This window comes from Curvibacter gracilis ATCC BAA-807 (assembly GCF_000518645.1).
GTDB classification, from domain to species: domain Bacteria; phylum Pseudomonadota; class Gammaproteobacteria; order Burkholderiales; family Burkholderiaceae_C; genus Curvibacter; species Curvibacter gracilis.
In genome coordinates, this window is the sequence record NZ_JADZ01000018.1 from 132,703 (window position 1) to 153,230 (window position 20,528).

Consider the following 20,528-nt stretch of genomic DNA (forward strand, 5'->3'; position numbering starts at 1 on the left):
CGAGGGCAGCGACCCCACGCAGTGAGGGAGCCTGGGGACAACATCAGGCCGCCGCCGGGCCGCCCCAAGGCGGACTGCGGCCCCCGCGGGGGGCAGCGACCACACGCAGTGAGGGAGCGTGGGGGCCCTATATTCAGCCCTGGCGCCAGGGCAGGCCACGAAAGCGCCACCCACCCTTGCGGCCACGCTGGCCGTGTTGGTCCGGATCGCCCTCAAAGCCTTCGAGGATGTTGTAGGCCTGCAGCCCCAACTCCGTGGCGCGCTTGGCCGCGGCCACCGAGCGCACACCGCTGCGGCACAACAACACCACCTTGCGCCCGGCAGCGGCCGCCACCACACCGTCATCAAAGGCTGGGTTCATGGCCATGCCGGGCCATTGCTTCCAGGCCAGCCCGGTGGCGCCGGGCACAAAACCCACCCACTCGCGCTCGGCGTCGGTACGCACATCCACCAGCACCGCCTCACCTGACTGCACCCATTGCCAGGCCAGCAGCGGGGAGACATCGCCCGCATAACCGGAGGCCACACGCACCTCGCCCACCGGGGTGCCGCCGGCATCGTGCCGCAGGCCGGAGCTGAGGTTGGCCGGCACGGCCTCGTCAATGCGTCGGGGCTTGGGCAGTTGCAAGGCCTCCATCACCGCCACGAACTCGGCCTGGCTGCGGCCCGCCACGCGTGCGTTGCTGGCCTTTTCAATGCCGATGCTGGACCGGGTGCGGCCCTGGTAGTCGTGGCCTGGCCACACGGTGGTGGCCTCGGGCAGGCGAAACAGCACCTCGGTCAGGCTGCGGTACAGGGCCTCGGCGCAGCCCGACTGGAAATCGGTGCGGCCGCAGCCATTGATCAACAGCGTGTCGCCCGTGAAGACATGGTCACGCCACACATAGCTCATGCTGCCGGCGGTGTGGCCCGGGGTGTGCAGGGCCAGCAGGCTTTCGCCACCAAAGGCCAGGGTCTGGCCGTCACTGAGCTGGGTGGCCGCCGTGCCCACACCGCAGCCCTGCGGTGCCACGGTGTGCGCACCGGTGTGCTCGGCCAGGGCCGCCGCGCTGGTGATGTGGTCGGCATGGGCATGGGTTTCGATGATCCAGCGCAGGCTGAAGCCCTGCTCGCGCAAGACCTGAAGATCGCGCTCCAACTGCTCTTCGACCGGGTCGATGATCACGGCCTCGCGGGTCACTGGGTCGGCCAACAGGTAGGTGTAGGTGCTGGAGGCGGTATCGAACAACTGGATGGGTTGCATGTCGGTTCCTTGTGGCAAACAGACGGACTGGATCAAAAAGAAGGGGCGAGAGGAAAGACGCGGCGCAAGGGCCCTCAGGCAAACTTGGCCAACAGGCGGCCGATCTGATCCGGGGGCACACGGCCCTGCTCGATCATGCAGGCCACCATGTGAAAGAATGACTTGTCGAGCGCCTTGCGCGCTGCCGCCAACTGCTGTGCGATCTGCTCGCAGTCCACATCTTCGTCGATCAGGCGTTGCACGCCGCGCAGCTGACCTTCGACACGCGCCAACCGGGTTTGCAGCGCTTTCTTGTGGGCCGCATCGGCCAGGGACGGTGAAGAGGACATGGTCAAAAACGCCACAGGCGCGTCGGGGACAAGCTCGAAAATATACTCTGCCGGGTATACAGGAACAAGATTTCATCGCCAGAATCATCACCATGTTTGCACTGCACCCTTACCTCCAATCGGCCCTGGGCGGCCTGATGATCGGGCTCGCCAGCTGGTGGCTTCTGGTTTCGCTGGGCCGCATCGCCGGGATCAGCGGGATCGCGGCGGCCTTGCTGCCCGGGCAAGGCCCGAGCTCGGAGCGCGCCTGGCAGGCCGCCTTCCTGGCAGGACTGATACTGGGTGGCGCCCTGTTTGCCCAGTGGCTGCACACCCCCACCACACCGCTGCGCCCCCTGCCCCTGCTGCTGGGCGCAGGGTTTCTGGTGGGCCTGGGCACGGTGATGGGCTCGGGTTGCACCAGCGGCCACGGCGTGTGCGGGCTGGGCAGGCGCTCGGTGCGCTCGCTGGCGGCCACGGCCACCTTCATGGGCTCGGGCATGGCCACGGTGGCCTTGCAGAAGCTGTTTCAGGCCTGAGGCCTTCACCCCTTGTCCCGGCAAACCGCATGAGCACCTCCGTCACGCCCCGCCCCACCCCGTCGACCACCGACCCTGCCCTGTCGCGGCTGCCGGCCTTGCTGTCCGCCATGGCGGCAGGCCTGCTGTTTGCGGCGGGACTGGCCGTCTCCGGCATGACCCAGCCCGCCAAGGTGATCGGATTTCTGAACCTGGGCGGCATCGCCAGCGGCCAATGGGACCCCAGCCTGGCCTTTGTGATGGGGGGCGCCCTGCTGGTCACGCTGATCGGCTTTGCCGTCACGCCCCCCAGCCCGGCCCACCCGGAACGTCACCCCTTGTTCGCCCAACGTTTTCAATTGCCCACGCGGCAGGACATCGATACCCGGCTGTTGCTGGGGGCGGCGCTGTTCGGCATCGGCTGGGGGCTGGCGGGCTATTGCCCGGGGCCGGCCCTGAGCACGCTGCTCAGCGGCGGGCTGGACACCGCAGCCTTTGTGGCCGCCATGCTGGCCGGCATGGCCGTGGCGCGGCGCTGGCTGCGCTGATCCGCCGGCGGGGGTGATGGAGGGCCGCCACCCGGGCTGACCCGCAGGTGACCGACAGGCCGCAGCAGCGCCGCTACGCTGCGTGCCCATGTCCCACTTGCACCAGCCCACCCCATGAGCACTGCTTTCACGCCCGGTCGCAACCGCGTGCTGGCCCACACTGGCGCCCGCTACCCCATCGTCCAGGCCCCCATGGGCTGGATCGCCCGCACCCCGCTGGCCTCGGCCGTGTCGCGCGCCGGTGGGCTGGGGGTGATCGAGACCTCCTCCGGCGAGACCGCCAACTGCCAGCAGGAGATCCGGCAGATGCTGGCCCTGGGCCTGCCCTTTGGCGTCAACCTGCCGATCCGCTTTCTGCAGGACGACGCCATGCTGCGCTTCGTGTGCGACAGCGGGGTGCGCTTTGTCACCACCTCGGCGGGCAGCCCGGCCAAGTTCATCGCGCCGCTGAAGAGCGCCGGCATCACGGTCTACCACGCGGTGCCCACCCTGGACACCGCCCTCAAATGCGTGGATGCCGGTGTCGATGGGCTGGTGGTGGAAGGGTCCGAGGGCGGCGGCTTCAAGAACCCCGAAGAGGTATCGACCCTGGTGCTGCTGCAGGCCATCCGGGCCCGGGTCGATGTGCCCTTGATCGCCGCCGGCGGCATCGTGGACGGGCGCGGCATGGCCGCTGCGTTTGCGCTGGGCGCCGAAGCCATCCAGATGGGCACCCGCTTTGTCTGCTGCGCTGAGAGCCCGGTGCACGACAACTACAAGAACGCCATCGTGCAGGCCCGCGAAACCGGCACCTGGGTGCTGAACAAAAAGGCCTCGCCCTGCATCCGCGCGCTCAAGTCCGAACGCACCCGGGTGATCCACGACGAGGGCCTGATGCCGGCCGATACCTTCAAAGGTTTGCAACAGGTGTACTTCGGCGGCGACATGGAAGCCGCCCCGGCCCTGGCCGGCCAGAGCGTGGGCCTGATCGAGGGCATCCAGACCGCCCAGCAGATCATCGACGACACCCTGCGCGGCTTTGAAGAAATCACCGCCCGCCTGGGCGCCCTGAGCCAGCAGCGCCATTTCGGCTGAGACTTTCTGAAACCCAATCAACAGGAGACAACACCATGAACACCAGCGAACTCTTCTCGCTCAAAGGCCGCACCGCCCTCATCACCGGCGGCTCACGCGGCATCGGCCGCATGATTGCGGCCGGCTTCATCGCCCAGGGGGCACGCGTCTACATCTCGGCGCGCAAGGCCGCTGCCTGCGACGCCACCGCCGCCGAGCTGGCACAGGGCGGCCACTGTGTATCGCTGCCTGCCGATGTGTCCAGCGTCGAAGGTGCCAAGGCCCTGGCAGCGGCCTACGGCCAGCATGAGAGCTCGCTCGACATCCTGGTCAACAACGCCGGTGCCGCCTGGGGGGCTCCGTTTGACGAGTTCCCCGAAAGTGGCTGGGACAAGGTGGTCGACCTGAACTTGAAGGCCCCCTTCTTCCTGACCCAGGCCCTGGCCCCGCTGCTGCGCCAGGCAGCACAGCAGCGCGCGGCCAAGGTGATCAACATCGCCTCGATCGACGGCATCTCGGTCAACCCGCTGGAGACCTATTCGTACGCCGCCAGCAAGTCGGGCCTGATCCACCTGACCCGCCGCATGGCCCTGCGCCTGATCGAGGACAACATCATGGTCAATGCCATCGCCCCCGGGGCCTTCGCCTCCGAGATGAACCGCGACGCGCGCGACCACGGCGAGGAGGTCTCGGCCCGCATTCCGGCACGCCGCATCGGCAGCGACGAGGACATGGCCGCTGCGGCGATCTACCTGGCCTCACGGGCAGGCGACTACGTGGTCGGCCACACACTCACGGTGGATGGTGGGGTGACCCACGCCCGGGGGTGAGCCAGGTCAGCCCGGGCGCGGCAACAGCGCTCAGGGCTTGACGAACTTCAGCAGGAAGCCGTCAGTGCGTTGCCCGTCAGCGGCCGATTTCTGGTCACGGGGGTCGGCCGGGTTGCGGTAGATCTCGCTGGCAGACACGAAACGGAAGCCCGCCGCCTCGACCTCCTGGCGAACCAGGGCTTCCTCAACGCGGTGCAGGGTGTTCGACTCGGTGATGCCCGTGCCAGCACGCCCCGCGTGATCGGCAATCACATAGATGCCGCCCGACTTCAGCCCGGCAAAGATAGCCTGGTTCATGCCTGCGCGGTCCACGCCCCAGTGCCCCAGGTCGTGGTAATTGAACATGAAGGTCACCAGATCCAGCCCCTTGCGGGTGGCCGCATCGGGAACCGGGGATTCAAAAGGCAGCACCACGGGCTCCAGCGTGCCCAGTTGGGACTGGCGAGCTCGCTGCAGCAAGGCAGCAAAAGAGCGCGTACGGGCCGGTTCTGGCCCGGCCCTGAAGCCAACCGTGTCGGTCTGTGAAGCAGCGTCCTTGGCATTTGCAGGTGGCTCCGCACTTTGACCATAGACCCGCCCGGTGGCGCCGACGCTGCGCGCCAGCAACTCGCTGGTGTAGCCGCCCCCGGCATTCAAATCCAGCACCTGCATGCCGGGACGCACACCGATGAATGCCAGCAGTTTTTCAGGTTGACGCACCGCGTCCAGTTGCCGGTCTGCGGCCGAGCGATCCGGGCTGGCAACAATGGCCGCGATCGAGTTGGTGTTCAAGGCGCCGGGCACGCCATTGGCAGCAGGGCCGGCACAGGCGGCCAAAGTCAGAACGAGAGAAGCCCCCACGGCACGAGCGATCAAGGTTCGGGTCAGTTTCATGACGATTCTCAGTTGGGTCGACAAAAAAAACGGGCAGATACCCGGAATCAAAAAAAGTTCACCACCACGGCGTGGCCTGCCACAAGGCCACCAGCAGAGGCATCAGCACCGCTGTAGCCACCCCGTTGAGCCCCATGGCCAGCGCGGAAAACGCCCCGGCCGTTTCATGCACTTGCAAGGCCCGGGCGGTGCCGATGGCGTGGGCCGAGATGCCCACGGCAAACCCTCTCACCGCAGGGTCGTGAACCCCGATCCAGTTCAGCAGCGGACGGGCCATGATGGCGCCACTGATACCGGTTACCGCCACGGCAACCGCCGCCAGCGAGGGCAAGCCGCCCCATCGTTCGGCCAGCGCCATGGCGATCGGCATGGTGGCCGATTTTGGCATCAATGAGAGCAAGGTTTCGGTCGAGCCCCCCAGCGCCCAGGCAATCACCACAGCCGACACCATCGCCGTGACCGACCCCGCCAGCAGCGCCACCAGTACCGGTCGCCAGATGCGCTTGAGTCGCTCGAACTGACCGAACAAGGGAACGGCCAGCGCCACCGTGGCCGGGCCGATCAGAAAATGGACGAACTTGGCCCCTTCAAAATAAGTGGGATAAGGTGTGCCGGTGACCCACAACACGGCGATCACCAGGCTCACCGAGGTGAGCACCGGTATTAGCCAGGGCTTGTGTCCGGAGTGCCGGTAAAGCGCCACCGCACCCAGGTAGGCCAACAAAGTGAGCGCCAGCCACAACAAGGGCGAGCGGCCCAGAAAGACCCAGATCTCGAACAGGCCACCGGGGTTCATGCAGCCTCCTCAGGGACGTCATCCGTCAGAGGCTGACCGCTGCGCCGCAACATCCAGCGCAAGGTCAACGCCGTCACCACCAAGGTCACCGCCGCCCCGCCAATGCCTGCCGCCAGAAACGGCAGCCACTCGTGGGCGACGCGGCCAAAGTGCATCATCACGCCGGCCACCGCCGGGATGAACAGCAGCATCAGGTGTTGCAACAGCCCCCCTGAGGCCTGGCGCAGCCCCTCGGGCACGGCGCCCCGCCGCACCAGCCAACCGGCCAGGATCAGCATGCCCAGCAAGGGCCCGGGCAAGGGCAGGTGCAACCAGAACACCAGGCCTTCGCCCAGCAGCTGCATCAGAAACAAAAGCGTCAGTCCTTGAATCATGGTGGGGTGCCTCCTGTGGGCTCAAGCTGGGGGCCGCCATTGTCACGCAAGGCCGCTTTGGGTGCAGGCGCGGGCGCTGCGCCCACCCTCACCACCGGGGCAAGGCGCCCAGGCGCAGTTGCTGACGGCGTTCTGCGTGGTCAGGCACCACGGCGGCCACCGTGTCCCAGAAGCGCGGGCTGTGGTCCATCACGCGCAGGTGGGCCAGCTCATGCACCACCACATAGTCGATCACGGGCAGGCTGAAATGGATCAGGCGCCAGTTGAGGCGGATGCTGCCGTCAATGCGGGCACTGCCCCAGCGGGTGCTGGCATTGCTCAGGGCCAACTTCTTCCACTGCACGCCCAGTTGGGGTGCGTAGTGGTCGAGCCGCTGGGCGAACAAGGCCTTGGCCTCGCGCATCAGGCAGGCCTGGACGGCATCCTTGATCTGGCTGGCCTCGGCCTGCGGCGGCAGGCCCAGGCTCAGCAGGTGGCGCACGCCCTGCTCGGCCGCCGCCTCAGGGGGCAGGCTGTGCAGCAGCCCGCCGGCCAGTGCGCCCGGCTGCAGGCGCACGCGCAGGGGCTCACCCAGAAAAGGCAGCTCGGCCCCGTCGGCCCAGGCCACGCTGGCCTCGGCCTGGCGGGTCTGGCGCTCGCGGGCCTCGTCGAGCTTGCGCACGATCCAGGCGCTCTTGGTGCGCAGTGCGGCATCCACCTCGGCCTGAGGCACCCAGCGCGGCGCCCGCACCACCAGCCCCTCGGGCCCGACGACAAAACCAATGCTGCGCCGGCGCGCCCGCTCGAAGCGGTAGGCCACCCAGGTGCCTTGCAACTGCAGCTCGCGGTTGGCCTGGGGGTGGCGAAAGCTCATGGGGGCGATCACCTCGGTCAGCGGTGCGGCGGGCGGGCCGGCAGGGCTGGGGGTGGGCGCTTTCGGGCGTGGCGGCTCGAACAACTGCGGGTCGGGCGTTGGCGCCGCCTTGGGTCGGCGCGGCGGGGCGGCCCGACGCTTGACCGGCCCAGAGGGCGCTGCCGGCGTCGGGTCACGCTCGAACAGATCGAGTGTGAACTGCAGCAGTCGGTTCATGGCCCCTGGCACGCGCGAGCTCAGCCCTGGGCAGGCGGATAGGCCTCGGGGTCGAGGCGACGCATCTCGGCCTCGATCCAGGCCTCCACCTCGCGCATCAGCTCGTCGGGCTGACGCCCGGCCGAGGGGATCGGCTTGCCGATCGACACATCCACCACGCCGGGGTGTTTGATGAAGGCCTTGCGCGGCCAGCATTTGGCCGAGGTGACGGCGATCGGGATCACCGGCGCACCGGTCTCGATGGCCAGGCGGGTACCGCCGCTCTTGTACTGGCCTTTCTGGCCGCGGGGCGTGCGCGTGCCCTCGGGGAACATGATGATCCAGATGCCCTGGGCCAGCAGGCGCTTGCCCTGCGCCACCACCTTGTTGAAGGCCTGGGCGCGCTGGCTGCGGTCGATGTGGATCATGTCGAGCCGGCCCATGGCCCAGCCAAAGAAAGGCACGTACAGCAGCTCTTTCTTGAACACATAGGCCAGCGGGTGCGGCATCAGCGTGGGCATCAGAAAGGTCTCGAAGGTCGACTGGTGCTTGACCAGCAGAATGGCCGGGCTGGTCTCGCCCAGCGGCAGGTTCTCGCGCCCGCTCACCCGCACCTGAATGCCCAGCAGCACGCGCGCGCCCGACACGGCCCAGCCCAGCCAGCGCACCGCCATCCACCACAGCGGGGTGCCACGGCGCCACAGCGAGGCCACGAGCATGATCAGGGCCCAGGGGATCACGGTGACCAGCATCCACAGGGTGTGCAGGATGGAGCGCAGCAGGGACATGGGTGGGGTCTTCTCGAAAATGAAGGACGATGGATCTCGGTGAAGGCGCCAGAGACAGCGCCCCCACTCAGGCCGCGGCGCGCTGGCGCTCGGCGTCGCGTGCGATCAGGTGGTCGGCAAAGGCGCCCACGTCGGCATGCACACGGGTGCCCGGCGGAAAGGTGTCGGGCAAGGGCCGGTCGCGCCACTCGGCGCCCAGGCCGGTGAGCACCAGGTGCGGCTCGCAGCCGGCGGCATGCCCGGCCTGCAGGTCACGCAGGCTGTCACCCGCCATGGGCACGCCCTGCAGGCTGATGCCGTAGCGCTCGGCAATCTGCTCGAACAAGCCGGGTGAAGGCATGCGGCAACGGCATTCCTCATCGGGGGCGTGCGGGCAGAAGAACACTGCCTCGACACGCCCGCCTGCGGCGGCCAGCAGCTTGTGCATCTTGGCGTGCATGGCATTGACCTGGGCCATGTCGAACAGGCCGCGCCCCAGGCCCGCCTGGTTGGACACCACCACCACCTGGAAGCCAGCGTGGTTGAGGCGCGCAATCGCCTCCAGCACGCCGGGCAGGGGCAGCCACTCCTCAGGGCTTTTCACGAAGTCGTCGCTGCTTTCGTTGATGGTGCCATCGCGGTCGAGAATGACGAGTTTCATGGGAAGCATCCTGTGGAGGGGCGTTGGGGCTCAGCTGGCCAGTCGGGACAGATCGGCCACGCGGTTCATGGCGTCGTGCAGGGTCTTGAGCAGGCCCAGGCGGTTCAGGCGCAGGTCCAGCTCTTCGGCGTTCACCATCACGCCTTCGAAGAAGGCATCGACCGGAGCGCGCAGGGCCGCCAGGGTCTGCAGCGAAGCGGTGTAATCGCCGGCATCGAACTGGGCCTTGGCCTGCGGTGCCGTGGCTTGCAGGGCGGCAAACAGGGCCTGCTCTGCGGCTTCCTTGAGCAGCACCGGGCTGACGTGGGCATCCACCTCGCCGGCCTTCTTGAGGATGTTGCTGACGCGCTTGTTGGCTGCGGCCAGGGCTGCCGCCTCGGGCAGCTTGGCAAAGGCACGCACCGCCTCCAGGCGCTGGGCCACGTCGGACAGGCGTTCGGGGCGCAGTGCCAGCACGGCATCCACCTCCTGGGCGCTGAAACCTTGCTCGCGCAGGCTGCCGGCCAGGCGGTCGTAGATGAAATCGGCCAGGGCGGCGCTGGCGTCGCTGATCTTGTCGCCAAAGGCGGGCACGGCGCTTTGCAGCAGGGTCCCCAGGGCCAGCGGCAGCTGGTTCTCGATCAGCAGGCGCACCACGCCCAAGGCGTGACGGCGCAGCGCAAACGGGTCTTTGTCGCCGGTGGGCAGGTTGCCGATGCCGAACATGCCGGTCAGGGTTTCCAGCTTGTCGGCCAGGGCCACCACCACGCCCACGGTGCCGCGCGGCAGGGTGTCGCCGGCAAAGCGGGGCTTGTAATGGTCTTCGATGGCGTCGGCCACAGCCTCGGGCAGACCGTCGTTGAGGGCGTAGTAACGGCCCATGGTGCCCTGCAGCTCAGGGAACTCGCCCACCATGTCGGTCACCAGATCGGTCTTGGCCAGTTGCGCGGCCAGATCGGCCTGCGCCACCAGGGTGGCGTCGCCCAATTGGGCAGCGATCGCCTGGGCAATGGCGCGCACGCGCTCGACACGCTCGCCCTGGGTGCCCAGCTTGTTGTGGTAGACCACCTTGCCCAGGCCTTCGACGCGCGAGGCCAGGGTTTTCTTGCGGTCCTGGTCGAAGAAGAACTTGGCGTCGGCCAGGCGCGGGCGCACCACGCGCTCGTTGCCGCCGATCACCGCGCTGGCATCCGCCGGGCTGATGTTGCTGACCACCAGGAACTGGTGCGTCAGCTTGCCGGCGGCGTCCAGCAGCGGGAAGTACTTCTGATTGGCCTTCATGGTCAGGATCAGGCACTCCTGCGGCACGCCCAGGAACTGGGTCTCGAAGGCGCAGATCAGCACGTTGGGGCGCTCGACCAGGGCGGTGACTTCGTCAAGCAAAGCGTCGTCTTCAATGGGACGCACGCCATTGCCCACCTGGGCCGCGGCGGCGGCCAGCTGCCGCACGATCTCGGCGCGGCGCTCGGCAAAGCTGGCGATCACGGCGCCATCGTGGCGCAGGGTCTCGGCGTAGGCGTCGGCATGTTCGATGGTGACCACCGGCTTGGCGGCCTCGAAACGGTGGCCCAGGGTGGTGTTGCCCGACTTCAGGCCCAGCACCTTGAGCGGCACCACACTGCTGCCATGCAGGGCGACCACGCCATGTGCCGGGCGCACGAAGTGCACGCTGCTCCAGCCCGGCAGCTCGCAATCGGTTTCGAGCTGGTAGGTCATGACCTTGGGGATCGGCAGCTTGGCCAGCGACTCTTCCAGGGCTTTTTGCAGGCCGACGTCGAGCGTGGCGCCATTGACCACGCTGTCATAGAACAAGGCCTCGGCCTTGCCGTCAGGCGCGCGCTTGAGGCCGGCCACGGCAGACGCATCGGCGCCCAGGGCCGCCAGCTTCTTGAGCAGGGCCGGCGTGGCGTTGCCCGCAGCGTCCAGGCCCACGCTGACCGGCATCAGCTTTTGCTGCACCGCGCGGTCGGCCGCCTTGGCCGCCACGTGGGTGATGTGCGCCGCCAGGCGACGCGGCGAGGCGAAGGCGGTGGTCACGCTGTCGGCAGCGGCCAGGCCCTGGGCCTTGAGTTGCTCGGCCAGCACGCCGGCAAAGGCCTCGCCCAGCTTCTTGAGTGCCTTCGGGGGCAGCTCTTCGACAAACAGTTCAACCAGAAGATTTTGTTGGCTCATGATGTCTTGTTCTCCCGCTCAGGCGGCCTTCTTGGCAATCTGTTCAACCCACTCGCGCGGGGCCATGGGGAAACCCAGGCGCTCGCGGCTCTCGTAATAGGCCTGGGCCACGGCGCGGGCCAGGTTGCGGATGCGGCCGATGTAGGCGGCCCGCTCGGTGACCGAGATCGCGCCCCGGGCATCCAGCAGGTTGAAGGTGTGGGCGGCTTTGAGCACCTGCTCGTAGGCCGGCAGGGCCAGTTGCTGCTCCATCAGGTACTTGGCCTGCTTTTCGTGGGCCCCGAAGGCGGTGAACAGGAACTCGGCATCGCTGTGCTCGAAGTTGTAGGTGGACTGCTCCACCTCGTTCTGGTGGTACACGTCGCCGTAGCTCAGGGTGTCGGTCCACTTGAGGTTGTAGACGTTGTCCACACCCTGCAGGTACATGGCCAGGCGCTCCAGGCCGTAGGTGATCTCGCCGGTGATGGGCTTGCAATCAATGCCGCCCACCTGCTGGAAATAGGTGAACTGGGTCACCTCCATGCCATTGAGCCAGACCTCCCAGCCCAGGCCCCAGGCGCCCAGCGTGGGGTTTTCCCAATCGTCTTCGACGAAGCGGATGTCGTTCTTCTTGAGATCGAAACCCAGTGCCTCCAGGCTGCCCAGGTACAGCTCCAGGATGTTGCTGGGGGCGGGCTTGAGCACCACCTGGTATTGGTAGTAGTGCTGCAGGCGGTTCGGGTTCTCGCCATAGCGGCCATCCTTGGGGCGGCGGCTGGGCTGCACATAGGCGGCCTTCCAGGGCTCGGGGCCCAGGGCGCGCAGGAAGGTGGCGGTGTGCGAGGTGCCTGCGCCCACTTCCATGTCGTAGGGCTGCAACAGCGCGCAGCCCTGGGCGTCCCAGTAGGACTGCAGCTTCAGAATGATTTGCTGAAAGGTCAACATGACGTTGGGCCCCGGTGGGCCGGGGTCTGGGCAAAAGAGGTGGATGGGGCCGGCGTGGCTGCTTTTTGAAGCAGGCTCTTGCGCAGCAAACCCGTGATTTTACGGCCCGGCGGACCTGGATGCCCGGGGCCCTCATGAGGCAGGCCCATACATCCCGCCACAGGACGGGCCATCCTTTGTAAACGGGACACAAATTGACGCAAAGCCCATGCAAAATACCGGCGCAGAAGACAGCAGAGCCGACACATGCGCGCCCTGGGGGCCTCGGACACCTCACCAACCCATGGATTCCGACAAGATGAAAGCAAACCTCGTTCGATGGGGCCTGGCCCTGGGCCTGACGGCCTTGCTGGGCGCCTGCGGTGGCGGCAATGGCAGCAGCACCGTGGCAGAACGCCAGTTGCCCACCTCCGCCTTGGGCACGCCGGTGGACAGTTTCACCCCCGCCACGGCCAAGTCTGCCGAGGTCAGCAACGACTACACACTGGGCACCGGCGACCCGGCCCCGAGCTACAAAGTGGCCCTGGGCAGCGCCGGCACCGAGGTGGCCAAGCTGCAAACTGCGGTCGACATCCGCAGCATCGGCCAGGCGCCGCAGATCGGCCTGGGCCGCAAGATTGCCGAACTGGATTCGGCCACCACCTTCGCCAGCCGCCTGCAATGGACCCCAGGCAGCGACGGCAGCCAGCGCGCCGCCATCCGCTTTGTCTCCAGCGGCGCCGCCGGCACCCGGCTGGTGCTCGATGTGAGCCACATCGACGCGCGCACCAAGCTGCGCTTCTATGCCCAGGGTGCCAGCACCGCCACCGAAGTCACGGGCACCCAGGTGATCGACGCCCTGGCCGCCAATGAACTCAGCAAGGCGGGCGCCAGCGGCAACCACCTCTACTTCGCCCCCTACGTGGAAGGCGAAGACCTCACGATGCAGATCGAGCTGCCTGCAGGCGTGGCCACCTCCACGCTGCAAATCAACGTGCCGCAGCTGTCGCATCTGTTCCAGTCGCCCACGGCCGCCAAGCTCGCGCTCAAGATCAACAACTCGGGCAGTTGCGAGATCGATGTGGCCTGCAACAGCGACTGGAGCAGCACCGGCAACAGCGTGGCGCGGCTGCTGTTCTCCGACGCCAGCACCGGCAGCAGCTACCTGTGCACGGGCACCCTGCTGAACGACCGCGCCAGCAGCGCGACGCCCTACCTGCTCACCGCCAACCACTGCATCTCGACCCAGACCGTGGCCAGCACGCTGCAGACCTTCTGGTTCTACCGCGCCTCGGCCTGTGGCAGCGGCACCCTGTACAGCGCCAGCAAGACCGTGACCGGCGGCGCCGCCCTGCTCTACACCGACAACAGCAGCGACGCCACCTTCCTGCGCCTGAACAACAGCCCGCCCTCAGGCGTGACCTATTCGGGCTGGTCGCCCAGCCTGCCCGCCACGGGCACCAGCGTCGGCGGTGTGCACCACCCCGCTGGCGACCTGCAAAAGGTCAGCTTGGGCAGCACCACCGGCTATGCCTCTTGCAGTCGGACCGCTGGCTCCGATACGTTCTCCTGCAGCTTCACCTCGGGCTCCAGCAGCAGCACTACCCACGTCCGCGTCGGCTGGAACAGCGGCGTGACCGAGGGCGGCAGCAGCGGCTCGGGCCTGTTCATCACCAGCGGCGGCTCGAAATACCTGGTGGGTCAGTTGTCTGGCGGCGGCTCCACCTGCTCCAATCCCACTGCCAATGACGTTTATGGTCGCTTCGATCTGGCCTACACCGCTGGGATCTACAAATGGCTGGACAATGCCACGGCCACCCGGGTTCCGGTCTACCGTTTCTACAACGCAACCAGCCGCGTTCACTTCTTCACGGCCAGTACTTCTGACCGCGACTACGTGATCAACAACATCCCCCAGTACGCTTACGAGGGAATTGCTTTCTACTCTTACGCAACTTCAGCCAACGGGCTGAGCCCTGTCTACCGCTACTACAACCCGACCAGCAATGGCCACTTTTACACGGCAAGCACTACGGATGTGAGCTACATCGCGGCCAACCTCACCCCCCCGTTCGTCGCCGAGGGGATTGGCTGGTACTCGCAAACTGCGAGCGATGGCGTGAGCGCACCGGTGTACCGCTTCTACAACACGGCCACCAACGCTCACTTCTACACAATCAGCCCCACTGACCGTGCTTTCATCAACGCAAACATGCCCACTTACCGCGATGAGGGTGTGGCCTTCTACAGTTGGGCCAGCCAGTGACAAAGAGCTCAGCGGCTGAGGCTCGGCGTCTTCGAGCGGGTACGACGGTGTGACGCACGTTCGCACTGTCTAGCCCAAAGTACCAGCCCCAGACACAGCAGCCACAGCGGCGCCAGCCCCAGGCGCGACACCCACCAGGCGTAGGGGGTGATGCCCCAGCCGCCGTGATCGGCGCTGAGCCCCCGCCCCTGCACCACGCCTTGCAGCACGCCGCGGCTCACCGGCGGCAACTGGGCCGTCACCCGACCGCGGTGGTCGATGATGGCGGTGGCGCCCGTGTTGGTGGCCCGCACCATGGGGCGGGCGAATTCGAGCGCACGCAGTCGGGAGATGTTCAGGTGCTGGTCGATGGCCACGCTGTCGCCAAACCAGCCGATGTTGCTCACGTTGACAAACACCGTGGGGGCCCGGGCCGGGTCGCGAAAACGCAGCCCCAACTCCTCGCCAAACAAATCCTCATAGCAGATGTTGGGCGCCAGCCGCTGGCCTTGCCAGGGCATGGAGGCCTGGCCCACCGCGCCCGCATTGAAGTCGCCCAGCGGCATGTCCATCAAGGCCACAAACCAGTGGAACATCGGCGGGATGAATTCGCCAAAGGGCACCAGGTGGTGCTTGTCGTAGGCGTACAGACGAGTCTCGCCGGGCATCAGGCCCAGCACCGAGTTGGTGTAGCCCTCGCGCTGGTTGCCCAGGGGCACACCGATCAGGGCGGCCTGGGGTCGCCCGCCCTGGGGAGGCGCCTGCGACCCCACGCCATAGCGCTGTAGCAGCCCGTCCCAATAGCCCGCGGGCAACTGCTCGGGCAGCAGAGGCAGCGCGGTCTCAGGCGCCACCACCAAAGAAGCCTGGTTGGCCATCAGTTGCGCCCGGTACCAGGCCAGGGCCATGGGCACGCCCGAGCCGGCCTGGAATTTCTCGTCCTGCGGGATGTTGCCCTGCAACAGGCTGACCTCCAGCGAGGCCGAGGAGGCCGGCTGCTCGGGCGCAGGCACCCAGCACAGCAGGGCCCACAAGCCCAGCAACACCGCGCGCATCACCCACGACAACCTGGCCCAGCTCGCCAGCGCGGCGGCCCAGGCCGCCACCAAAGCCCCCGTGCCATACACCCCGACCCAAGGGGCCAGCCAGCGTGCCGCACCCTCCACCTGGGCATAGCCCCCGGCCCCCCAGGGAAAGCCGGTGAACCAATGCCCGCGCAAAAGCTCGGCCAGGGTCCACAAGGCGGCAAACAACCCGGCCGAAGCCAGCGGGCCCAGCGCCAGCCGATGGTGCCAACGCACATACAGCCCCGCCGCCAGGGCGTAGTAGCTGCCGAGAAAGGCAGCCAGCCCCAGCACGGCCAGCACCGCCAGCGGCGCCTCCAGCCCGCCATAGACGGCCATCGAGATGTACAGCCACCAGAAGGTGCCGGCCAGCCAGCACAGGGCGAAAACGGCGCCCAGCCAGGCGCCACGCCGGGCGCTGGGCGCCCGGTGGAGCAAGCCGACCAGGGCGACCAGCGACAAGGCCTGCAGCGTGCCCAAGGCCTGCCCACCCCAGGGCCAGGCCAGCGACAGGGCCTGCATCACGCCGGCCAGGGCCGCAAACGCCCAGTGGGCCAAGGTGGCCCGGGCCGGGCGCCCCAAGCCGCGCAAGCCGCTCAGGCCCTTCATGCGGGGGTGGCGCCGTCGGCCTGGGGCGTGACCTTGAACCAGCGCACGGCGCCGCCCTTGGTGTGTTGCACCACGAACTTCAACCCGGCCAGCTCAAAGTGCTCGCCGCGCCGGGGTACATGGCCCAGTTCATGGGCGATCAGGCCGCCGATGGTGTCAAAGTTTTCGTCGGCATCGCGGCTTTCGATGAGCACGCCAAAGGCCTCGGCCACGCGCTCGATCGGCGTGTCGCCGCTCACGCGGTAGCTGCGGTCGGCCAGGCCGAAGATGTCGCCTTCGTCTTCGGCGATGTCGAATTCATCCTCGATCTCGCCGACGATCTGCTCCAGCACATCTTCGATGGTGATCAAGCCAGCCACTCGACCGAACTCGTCGATGACGATGGCCAGGTGGTTGCGGTTGCCTCGGAACTCGCGCAACAAGTCGTTGAGGCCTTTGCTTTCAGGCACAAAAACGGCGGGTCTGAGCAGGGCCCGGATGTTGAGTTCTGGGGCCCGCTGCAGCTTGAGCAGGTCCTTGGCCATCAAGATGCCGATGATGTTGTCGGGCTCATCGCTGTACACCGGGAAACGGGAATGCCCGGTTTCGATCACCTGGTGCAGCAGTTCGTCGTAGGGGGAGTCGATGTTGAGCCGGTCCATGCGCGGCGTGGCGAGCATGACGTCGCCGGCCGTCAGATCGGCCATGCGGATGACGCCTTCGAGCATCACGCGCGACTCGGCGCCTATGACCTGGTTGTCCTCGGCATCGGTGAGGGCTTCCAGCAATTCGTCACGCGAGTCGGGCCCGGGACGGATGAATTCGGCAACTTTTTGCAGAAAAGAGCGCTTGTCTTCCTTCTCGGAAGCACGCGCGGGGTGAGGGTCGGACACAGCCTGGTGCGCAAAACGTGCGGTAGTGGGTAAGCCTCAAGGATAGCGGATTGATATGACAGCCGGCCAACACGGCCGGCCGCACCGCTTTCCACTCACTGGGCCGACTGGTGACGACCCTGGCGCACGCCCCGGCGGATTTCCTGCACGCTGGCCAGCGTGTCACGGAACTGCTTGGCCTGAACCTTGAGTCGGTAGTCGAGTTCGGCGAACTGCTGCTCGACGATCTCGGCCACGCGCGAATCCAGACTGGCGGGCGGCAGCTTGAGGTGGGCCTCGGACTCCGAGCCATCGCGCTCCACCGTCGCACCGGCATTGCGGGCGATCTTCAGCATGGCGGTGTTCTCGCTCAGGGCGTGGATGAACATCAGGCTCACGCCTTCGTTGCGGGCGTGCATCACGGCCCGGTCGAACAGGCGGGCGCCGTAGCCACGGCCACGGGCGTGCTTGAGCACCGACACGCCGAACTCGGCGCAACTGGCCGACTTCGGATCGGTCGAGAACGCCAGGTGCGCCATCGCGATCAGTTCAAGCCGGCGGTTGTAAATGCCAAAGATCTCGTCGCGCTCAAAGTCGAGCTGGTCGACATAGCGCTGCACCTGCTCGTCGCTGGCGGCATAGCCAAAGCGCAGGTAGCGGTCTTGCGGCTCCAGGGCCAGCAAATGAGCGGCGATGCGGGAGCGGTAGCTGGGGCCGAGCGAGCGGATGGGCACCAGCACGGGCGATGGGCCCGAGGCTTCAGGGCCCGAAGGTTGGGCCAGGGTGAAATGAAACAGATCGCGTCCCGCCTGCAGCGAAGACCGGATCCAGTTGGAAGGGGCTAACATGGGCTGAACTATAAGGGTTTTCCCCTATAACCCAAAATCCAGCCCCTTCAAGCCCTGCGGAGATGAAGGTTATCCCCCCTCAAGAACCGTTCGTCAGACAGGCAAGGCCGTCGTGGCCTTGACGCGGTCCAGCACAAAGCTGGTCTTGCAATCCTGCACGCTGGGGTGCTTGAGCAGGCTTTCCATCACAAAGCGCCGGTAATGCGCCATGTCGGCCACCACCACCCGCAGCAAAAAATCCATCTCGCCCGTCAGGGCTGCGCACTCGACCACCTCGGGCCAGGTCTGCACACTGGCGCGGAACAGGTCCATGGGGTTGCGCTTGTGGCTCTCGGTGTGCTTTTCGAGCCGCACATTGAGGTAGGCCGTCAGGCCCAGGCCCACGGCCTCGGGCTGTACCAGGGCCACGTAGCGGTCGATCACGCCGCTGTCTTCCAGGCGCCGGACCCGGCGCAGCACCGCGCTGGCCGACAGGCCCACGGCCTCGGCGATCTGGTCGTAGGTGGCGCGACCATCCGCCTGCAGACTGCGCAAAATCTGCCGATCCAGCTTATCCAATGCTTCCATGGCCTTTATTTTGCAGGATTCATGCAAATTGACCGAGGTCACGGCCGCAGAACGCAGAAAAACTGCTGGCCTCGCCCCCTACAGTCAATCGCTTCAAGACCTCACTCATGGATGGAGACAGACTGATGAACGCCCCCCTGCCTGCCAACGCCACCGCGCCCGTGGCACCCTTCACGCCCTGGGACAACCCCATGGGCACCGACGGCTTTGAATTCATCGAGTACGCGGCCCCCGATCCGGTGGCCATGGGCCTGGTGTTCGAGCGCATGGGCTTTCGCCCGGTGGCACGCCACCGCCACAAGAACGTGACCCTGTACCGCCAGGGTGAGATCAACTTCATCATCAACGCCGAGCCCGATTCGTTCGCCCAGCGCTTTGCCCGCCTGCACGGCCCCAGCGTGTGCGCCATCGCCTTCCGGGTGCAGGATGCCAAGGCCGCCTACGAGCGCGCCGTCGGCCTGGGCGCCTGGGGCTATGCCGGCGTGGCCGGCCCGGGCGAGCTGAACATTCCCGCCATCAAGGGCATCGGCGACAGCCTGATCTACCTGGTGGACCGTTGGCGCGGCAAGAACGGCGCCCAGCCCGGTGCCATCGGCAACATCGGCTTCTTCGATGTCGATTTCGAGCCCCTGCCCGGCCTGAGCACCGAAGAAGCCCTGGCCCCCCATGGTGTGGGCCTGACCTATATCGACCACCTGACGCACAACGTGCACCGGGGTCGCATGCATGAATGGGCCGACTTCTACGAGCGCCTGTTCAACTTCCGCGAGGTCAAGTACTTCGACATCGAAGGCCAGGTGACCGGCGTGAAGAGCAAGGCCATGACCAGCCCCTGCGGCAAGATCCGCATCCCGATCAACGAAGAAGGCAAGGACAAGCCGGGCCAGATCCAGGAGTACCTGGACATGTACCGCGGCGAAGGCATCCAGCACATCGCCATGGGCTCGGACAACCTCTATGCCACGGTGGACGGCTTGCAGGCCAACCAGGTGCGCCTGCTCGACACCATCGACACCTACTACGAACTGGTGGACAAGCGCATCCCGGGCCATGGCGAAAACCTGGCAGAACTGCACAAGCGCAAGATCCTGATCGACGGCAAGAAGGACGCGCTGCTGCTGCAGATCTTCAGCGAGAACCAGTTGGGCCCGATCTTCTTCGAGTTCATCCAGCGCAAGGGCGACGACGGCTTTGGCAACGGCAATTTCAAGGCCTTGTTCGAGTCCATCGAGTTGGATCAGATGCGGCGCGGGGTGATCTGAGGCCCCATGAGCGGATGCGGAACGCAGCCGCTCATCTATCCATCGCTTCTATCAACGCCATCACCTGGCTGCGCACGCCGGGGTCGGTGGCCAGGGCGACGTGGGGGATGCCGGGCACGAAGTGGGCCCGGGCGCCGGGCAGGGTGGCGGTGTGGGCCGGGAAGACGACGTTGTCGCAGTTCGAATAGAAGCAGCTGAAGGCGGTGGCGCGTTCGGTCGGCTCCTCGGCGGCCAAGGATTGCAGCCAGGGGCTGGCCAGGCGCATCTGGCGGCCGTTGGCGGTGTGGGCCCAGCGGGCGAGCCAGGTGCCCTGGTGCGGAGTACCCAGGGTGATCACATGGTGCACAAGGGGGGCTTCGCCACGCGCCGCACTGGCACGCCACCAGGCGCGGGCCACCAGGCCGCCCATGCTGTGGGCCACGACGATGGGGGCCCGGCCGGTGGCCTCGGTGAGGGCCGTCACGGCGCGGTCCACCTGTGCCGCACAGGCATCGATCGAGCCAAACGGAGGCTCCAGGCTGAGCGCCATGAAAGGCCGCCCCACCGCGGTGAAATGCTGCATCCACGGGGTCCAGACGCCCCGGTTGCAGAAGTAGCCGTGGATCAGCAGCACGCCGCGCTGCCCAGCGGGCCCCGGTGGCGATAACTGATCGCCCAGGGCGTCGGCCCGAAACGGCTGCCAAAATCCAAACACCCGGCTGGAGGCCCGCACCTCCGTCACCCAGGCCCGCAGCAGCTGCGGCCAGGGGGCGGGTGGCGCCGGGTCACCCCAGTTGACCCGCGCCATGATCAGCAACTCCAGGCCCAGGGCCAGCGGGTTCAGGGCCAACAGGCCCAGCAGCACCGCGGCCATCACCCAGGGCGATTGCGGCCACCACCAAGCCCAGGCGCCCACCATCAGCAGCGCCCCCCAGAGCAGCATCATTCTTTGCAGGCGGGCAATCATCGGCGGCTCACTCCAAGGGGAACTGATGTCATGCGCCGATGATGGCACGCAGCGCTGCATCGA

The 20,528-nt window shown here is 66.9% G+C and carries 21 protein-coding genes and 1 pseudogene; 6 read left to right on the plus strand and 16 right to left on the minus strand.

The window, feature by feature from the left end:
• Window positions 1–133: 133 nt before the first annotated feature.
• From L880_RS36410 to L880_RS0116260, 3 genes and pseudogenes are all read right to left on the minus strand, one after another.
• Complete coding sequence (locus tag L880_RS36410) at window positions 134–568, minus strand: rhodanese-like domain-containing protein (RefSeq protein ID WP_425389194.1); 435 nt, start codon at window positions 566–568, stop codon at window positions 134–136.
• A 174-nt stretch (window positions 569–742) separates the two neighbouring features.
• Window positions 743–1,243 (minus strand): annotated as a pseudogene (locus tag L880_RS36415) (MBL fold metallo-hydrolase); the annotation flags it as partial.
• 74 nt (window positions 1,244–1,317) lie between these two features.
• Window positions 1,318–1,572 carry a metal-sensing transcriptional repressor gene (locus L880_RS0116260; RefSeq protein WP_019575946.1) on the minus strand — a complete coding sequence of 85 codons (255 nt, stop codon included), beginning with the start codon at window positions 1,570–1,572 and terminating at the stop codon, window positions 1,318–1,320.
• Between the two features lie 92 nt (window positions 1,573–1,664).
• Here L880_RS0116260 and L880_RS0116265 point away from each other — a divergent pair, with 92 nt between their 5' ends.
• The 4 genes from L880_RS0116265 (at window position 1,665) to L880_RS0116280 (ending at window position 4,500) form a co-directional block, all read left to right on the plus strand.
• Window positions 1,665–2,090: a YeeE/YedE family protein gene (locus L880_RS0116265; protein WP_027476573.1), complete on the plus strand. Its 426-nt coding sequence runs from the start codon at window positions 1,665–1,667 to the stop codon at window positions 2,088–2,090.
• 110 nt (window positions 2,091–2,200) lie between these two features.
• On the plus strand, window positions 2,201–2,617 hold the full coding sequence (locus tag L880_RS0116270; protein ID WP_043329710.1) for a YeeE/YedE family protein: 417 nt from the start codon (window positions 2,201–2,203) through the stop codon (window positions 2,615–2,617).
• A gap of 114 nt (window positions 2,618–2,731) precedes the next feature.
• The gene (locus tag L880_RS0116275) at window positions 2,732–3,691 is read left to right on the plus strand and encodes an NAD(P)H-dependent flavin oxidoreductase (protein ID WP_027476575.1); all 960 of its coding nucleotides are present in this window, start codon (window positions 2,732–2,734) and stop codon (window positions 3,689–3,691) included.
• Window positions 3,692–3,726: 35 nt separating this feature from the next.
• The gene (locus tag L880_RS0116280; protein ID WP_027476576.1) at window positions 3,727–4,500 is read left to right on the plus strand and encodes an SDR family oxidoreductase; all 774 of its coding nucleotides are present in this window, start codon (window positions 3,727–3,729) and stop codon (window positions 4,498–4,500) included.
• Between the two features lie 30 nt (window positions 4,501–4,530).
• Here L880_RS0116280 and L880_RS0116285 read toward each other — a convergent pair whose 3' ends face one another.
• The 8 genes from L880_RS0116285 to glyQ form a co-directional block, all read right to left on the minus strand.
• Window positions 4,531–5,373: a class I SAM-dependent methyltransferase gene (locus L880_RS0116285; RefSeq protein ID WP_027476577.1), complete on the minus strand. Its 843-nt coding sequence runs from the start codon at window positions 5,371–5,373 to the stop codon at window positions 4,531–4,533.
• A 58-nt stretch (window positions 5,374–5,431) separates the two neighbouring features.
• Window positions 5,432–6,169: an LrgB family protein gene (locus L880_RS0116290; protein WP_027476578.1), complete on the minus strand. Its 738-nt coding sequence runs from the start codon at window positions 6,167–6,169 to the stop codon at window positions 5,432–5,434.
• Window positions 6,166–6,543 carry a CidA/LrgA family protein gene (locus L880_RS0116295; protein ID WP_043329654.1) on the minus strand — a complete coding sequence of 126 codons (378 nt, stop codon included), beginning with the start codon at window positions 6,541–6,543 and terminating at the stop codon, window positions 6,166–6,168. Before L880_RS0116295 ends, L880_RS0116290 begins: the two co-directional genes overlap by 4 nt.
• Before the next feature lie 88 nt (window positions 6,544–6,631).
• Window positions 6,632–7,612 carry a M48 family metallopeptidase gene (locus tag L880_RS0116300; RefSeq protein WP_027476580.1) on the minus strand — a complete coding sequence of 327 codons (981 nt, stop codon included), beginning with the start codon at window positions 7,610–7,612 and terminating at the stop codon, window positions 6,632–6,634.
• A gap of 20 nt (window positions 7,613–7,632) precedes the next feature.
• Window positions 7,633–8,379: a lysophospholipid acyltransferase family protein gene (locus tag L880_RS0116305; RefSeq protein ID WP_027476581.1), complete on the minus strand. Its 747-nt coding sequence runs from the start codon at window positions 8,377–8,379 to the stop codon at window positions 7,633–7,635.
• Window positions 8,380–8,446: 67 nt separating this feature from the next.
• Window positions 8,447–9,019: a D-glycero-beta-D-manno-heptose 1,7-bisphosphate 7-phosphatase gene (gmhB, locus tag L880_RS0116310; protein WP_019575956.1), complete on the minus strand. Its 573-nt coding sequence runs from the start codon at window positions 9,017–9,019 to the stop codon at window positions 8,447–8,449.
• Window positions 9,020–9,049: 30 nt separating this feature from the next.
• Window positions 9,050–11,170, minus strand: a complete 2,121-nt coding sequence (glyS, locus tag L880_RS0116315) for a glycine--tRNA ligase subunit beta (protein WP_027476582.1) — start codon at window positions 11,168–11,170, stop codon at window positions 9,050–9,052.
• Window positions 11,171–11,188: 18 nt separating this feature from the next.
• Window positions 11,189–12,094, minus strand: a complete 906-nt coding sequence (gene glyQ, locus L880_RS0116320) for a glycine--tRNA ligase subunit alpha (protein ID WP_027476583.1) — start codon at window positions 12,092–12,094, stop codon at window positions 11,189–11,191.
• A gap of 298 nt (window positions 12,095–12,392) precedes the next feature.
• On the opposite strand from glyQ, the gene L880_RS0116325 reads away from it, so the two are divergent.
• Window positions 12,393–14,339: a trypsin-like peptidase domain-containing protein gene (locus L880_RS0116325; protein ID WP_157462926.1), complete on the plus strand. Its 1,947-nt coding sequence runs from the start codon at window positions 12,393–12,395 to the stop codon at window positions 14,337–14,339.
• 8 nt (window positions 14,340–14,347) lie between these two features.
• Here the strand turns inward: L880_RS0116325 and lnt are convergent, their stop codons facing one another.
• From lnt to L880_RS0116345, 4 genes are all read right to left on the minus strand, one after another.
• Entirely contained in the window at window positions 14,348–15,991 is a 1,644-nt protein-coding gene (lnt, locus tag L880_RS0116330) for an apolipoprotein N-acyltransferase (RefSeq protein WP_043329658.1), read from the minus strand.
• Window positions 15,988–16,863 (minus strand): CorC family transporter, encoded by an 876-nt coding sequence (locus L880_RS0116335; protein WP_027476586.1) that lies wholly within the window; start codon window positions 16,861–16,863, stop codon window positions 15,988–15,990. The genes lnt and L880_RS0116335 overlap by 4 nt, the downstream gene beginning before the upstream one ends.
• A gap of 95 nt (window positions 16,864–16,958) precedes the next feature.
• The gene (locus L880_RS0116340) at window positions 16,959–17,690 is read right to left on the minus strand and encodes a GNAT family N-acetyltransferase (protein ID WP_027476587.1); all 732 of its coding nucleotides are present in this window, start codon (window positions 17,688–17,690) and stop codon (window positions 16,959–16,961) included.
• 93 nt (window positions 17,691–17,783) lie between these two features.
• On the minus strand, window positions 17,784–18,257 hold the full coding sequence (locus tag L880_RS0116345) for an Lrp/AsnC family transcriptional regulator (protein WP_027476588.1): 474 nt from the start codon (window positions 18,255–18,257) through the stop codon (window positions 17,784–17,786).
• Window positions 18,258–18,382: 125 nt separating this feature from the next.
• On the opposite strand from L880_RS0116345, the gene hppD reads away from it, so the two are divergent.
• The gene (gene hppD / locus L880_RS0116350; protein ID WP_027476589.1) at window positions 18,383–19,519 is read left to right on the plus strand and encodes a 4-hydroxyphenylpyruvate dioxygenase; all 1,137 of its coding nucleotides are present in this window, start codon (window positions 18,383–18,385) and stop codon (window positions 19,517–19,519) included.
• A gap of 31 nt (window positions 19,520–19,550) precedes the next feature.
• Here hppD and L880_RS0116355 read toward each other — a convergent pair whose 3' ends face one another.
• Window positions 19,551–20,465 (minus strand): esterase/lipase family protein, encoded by a 915-nt coding sequence (locus L880_RS0116355; RefSeq protein ID WP_027476590.1) that lies wholly within the window; start codon window positions 20,463–20,465, stop codon window positions 19,551–19,553.
• Window positions 20,466–20,528 lie beyond the last annotated feature (63 nt).

Coding starts and splice junctions, on each gene's coding strand:
- L880_RS0116260 (WP_019575946.1), bottom strand. CDS start 1,572: ATGTCCTCTTCACCGTCCCTGGCCGATGCGGCCCACAAGAAAGCGCTG.
- L880_RS0116265 (WP_027476573.1), top strand. CDS start 1,665: ATGTTTGCACTGCACCCTTACCTCCAATCGGCCCTGGGCGGCCTGATG.
- L880_RS0116270 (WP_043329710.1), top strand. CDS start 2,201: ATGGCGGCAGGCCTGCTGTTTGCGGCGGGACTGGCCGTCTCCGGCATG.
- L880_RS0116275 (WP_027476575.1), top strand. CDS start 2,732: ATGAGCACTGCTTTCACGCCCGGTCGCAACCGCGTGCTGGCCCACACT.
- L880_RS0116280 (WP_027476576.1), top strand. CDS start 3,727: ATGAACACCAGCGAACTCTTCTCGCTCAAAGGCCGCACCGCCCTCATC.
- L880_RS0116285 (WP_027476577.1), bottom strand. CDS start 5,373: ATGAAACTGACCCGAACCTTGATCGCTCGTGCCGTGGGGGCTTCTCTC.
- L880_RS0116290 (WP_027476578.1), bottom strand. CDS start 6,169: ATGAACCCCGGTGGCCTGTTCGAGATCTGGGTCTTTCTGGGCCGCTCG.
- L880_RS0116295 (WP_043329654.1), bottom strand. CDS start 6,543: ATGATTCAAGGACTGACGCTTTTGTTTCTGATGCAGCTGCTGGGCGAA.
- L880_RS0116300 (WP_027476580.1), bottom strand. CDS start 7,612: ATGAACCGACTGCTGCAGTTCACACTCGATCTGTTCGAGCGTGACCCG.
- L880_RS0116305 (WP_027476581.1), bottom strand. CDS start 8,379: ATGTCCCTGCTGCGCTCCATCCTGCACACCCTGTGGATGCTGGTCACC.
- gmhB (WP_019575956.1), bottom strand. CDS start 9,019: ATGAAACTCGTCATTCTCGACCGCGATGGCACCATCAACGAAAGCAGC.
- glyS (WP_027476582.1), bottom strand. CDS start 11,170: ATGAGCCAACAAAATCTTCTGGTTGAACTGTTTGTCGAAGAGCTGCCC.
- glyQ (WP_027476583.1), bottom strand. CDS start 12,094: ATGTTGACCTTTCAGCAAATCATTCTGAAGCTGCAGTCCTACTGGGAC.
- L880_RS0116325 (WP_157462926.1), top strand. CDS start 12,393: ATGAAAGCAAACCTCGTTCGATGGGGCCTGGCCCTGGGCCTGACGGCC.
- lnt (WP_043329658.1), bottom strand. CDS start 15,991: ATGAAGGGCCTGAGCGGCTTGCGCGGCTTGGGGCGCCCGGCCCGGGCC.
- L880_RS0116340 (WP_027476587.1), bottom strand. CDS start 17,690: ATGTTAGCCCCTTCCAACTGGATCCGGTCTTCGCTGCAGGCGGGACGC.
- L880_RS0116345 (WP_027476588.1), bottom strand. CDS start 18,257: ATGGAAGCATTGGATAAGCTGGATCGGCAGATTTTGCGCAGTCTGCAG.
- hppD (WP_027476589.1), top strand. CDS start 18,383: ATGAACGCCCCCCTGCCTGCCAACGCCACCGCGCCCGTGGCACCCTTC.
- L880_RS0116355 (WP_027476590.1), bottom strand. CDS start 20,465: ATGATTGCCCGCCTGCAAAGAATGATGCTGCTCTGGGGGGCGCTGCTG.